This is a genomic window from Oceanicola sp. S124, assembly GCF_000220565.1.
In the GTDB taxonomy this organism is placed as follows: Bacteria; Pseudomonadota; Alphaproteobacteria; order Rhodobacterales; family Rhodobacteraceae; genus Pseudooceanicola.
Window position 1 is genome coordinate 1 of record NZ_AFPM01000280.1, and the last position, 2,221, is coordinate 2,221.

2 pseudogenes are annotated in these 2,221 nt (G+C 69.7%); both read left to right on the plus strand.

Annotated features, from left to right (window positions below):
• A pseudogene (locus tag OS124_RS0118920) lies at positions 1-374 on the plus strand (hypothetical protein); the annotation flags it as partial.
• 199 nt (positions 375-573) lie between these two features.
• Positions 574-2,221 (plus strand): annotated as a pseudogene (locus OS124_RS26235) (hypothetical protein); the annotation flags it as partial.

The following is a 2,221-nucleotide window of genomic DNA, read 5'->3' on the forward strand; positions in this document are numbered from 1 at the left end:
ACCCGCCTGCCGAACTGGTCTGCCAGAGCCTCGACCCCTGGCTGGACCAGGTCGCGCTGCCCCTGGTGATCCACAGTTTCGGCGGGGGCCGGGACACCCTGCCCGCGGGCTATCTGGACGGCGCCACGACCTGTCACTACCGCATGCTGCCTCTGCTCTACGCGCGCGAGGACGATCGCGTGGTCGCCACGCTGGAAGAGGTCACGGCCCCGAACCGGCTGAAGAAGGTGCTGAAGCAGTACGAGCCGATCAAGCGCATGGTCTACCAGGGGCGCGGCGCCAAGGTCCGGGCACTCTTCGACCGGGACGACCTGCCCCGCAAGGAACAGGCGATCCGCAACCGGATCAAGCGGGCCGGGTTCTGGATGCGCTGAACCGCCCCTTCTGACGCCACGTCAGAAGACTGGTCCGCCGCGGTCCCCCGGGCTGAACAGAATCCCGCCGAACCTGCGCTGCGACCCTTTGCCTGCGCCTCTCTCTGCGGTACTGTCCCGCGGTAACTCGGGAGGTTACGGCCTGCTTTTCACGCATTCCGACCGATCGCGGCCGACTTCAATCGCTGTTCATGGACGTATGAAACCGAATTTTGCACTGAACATCCTGCCGGAGGGGCTGGAACTGCTTCACCGGGCCACCCCGGGCTGGGAACGCATTGGCTCTGTCCGCTTCGAGGCCGCCGACCTGCCCGCCGAGCTGGCCGCGCTGCGCCGCATGGGCGAGGCCTTCGACAGCAGCCAGCCGATGCGCTGCAAGCTCGTGATCCCGAACGAGCAGATCCGCTACATGTCGATCTACACCGGCGCCACGACCGAGGCAGAGCGCCGCGAGATCGTGCTGGCCAATCTCGACGGCGCCACGCCCTATGCGCTGGATCAGCTGCAGTTCTGCTGGTCGGTCTCGGGTACCATGACCCATGTCGCCGCCGTTGCCGAAGAGACCCTCGCCGAGGCCGAGGCCTTCGCGATGGAACACGGCTTCAACCCGGTCTCCTTCGTCGCGATCCCCGAGGGCGGCGGCTTCATCGGAGAGCCCTTCTTCGGTCCCACCGAGGCCGCAGCGACCCTGCTGGACGGCGCGGCGGTGGTGCGCGATGCCGTGCAGATCCACGTCCTGGGCAATGCCGCCCTGCCCGCCGGGGCGCTGCCGCAGGATATCGGCATTGCGCTGCCGGATCCCGGTCGGGACCAGTCGCCGCAGGATGAGGCCCAGACAGGCGAGACCCAGACAGGCGAAACACAGTCAGGCGAAACCCAACCGGAGGACACCCTTTCGGAAGAAGCCCTGTCGGAAGAGCCCCTGTCGGACGGGACCGAGGCTGCTTTCGAACCCGGCATTTCCCCCGAACCGACTGGCCCTGAACCGATTGACGAAGATCCTGCCGACCACTCTGCGGGCGAAGACAGGGATGACTCCACGCCCAACGTGGCAGGCCCTGACGAGGATGCGCCCGCAAAGGCCGACGCGGCCGCAGCGCCTGAAGACGACAGCCAGCTTTCCGAAGCACCGCTCCCCGCCGAGGACGGCGGGGCCGCCAACCTGTCGGAAGAGCCCGAGGCCAGGACCTTCCCTGCGGCCGAGGATGCCCCGCTTGTGGACTTCCGCAGCCGCCGCGATCTTTTCGATCTCGACCCGGCCCCGACCACTGACGCCGATCCCGAGGCCGCCAGTGTCGCGGCAAAGGCGCCGGAGACCGCTGATGTCTCCTCCGGCAAGACCTCGGACGATGACGCCGAGGCGCCCCCGCCCGCCTTCCAGACGGTGCGCCGGCCCCGGTCCGCAGAGACCGGGGAGCTTGGCCCTTCTGAAGCGGAAGCCGCCCTGCGGGCCTCGCTCGACAGCCTGCGGCCGGTGGAGGGCGACGGCACGCCGCCCCGCCGCAAGCGCGGCAAGCGCAAAGCCGCAGACACCGGGATCGCCAGGGACGCGGCCGAGCGCGTGAAACCGCGTCGGGCAACACCGCCCGAGCTGCGGGCAAGCGACGAGCCGATCATCATCGCGGACAAGGCGGATGCGAATGGTCGAGACAGGGCGCCATCGCGCCGCAAGTCCCTTTCGGCCCCGCCGCTGGCCGCCCCGCCGCCGGCTGCCCCGTCCCTTTCCGCCCCGTCCAGGGGTGCCGCGAAGACGACCTCCGGCAAGGCGGCCGGGTCAGAGGCTCCGCCCGCCGCCGCCCCGCCCCCCAGTCCCGCCGAACGCCGTCGCCCGGGAACGCCGACGCGGA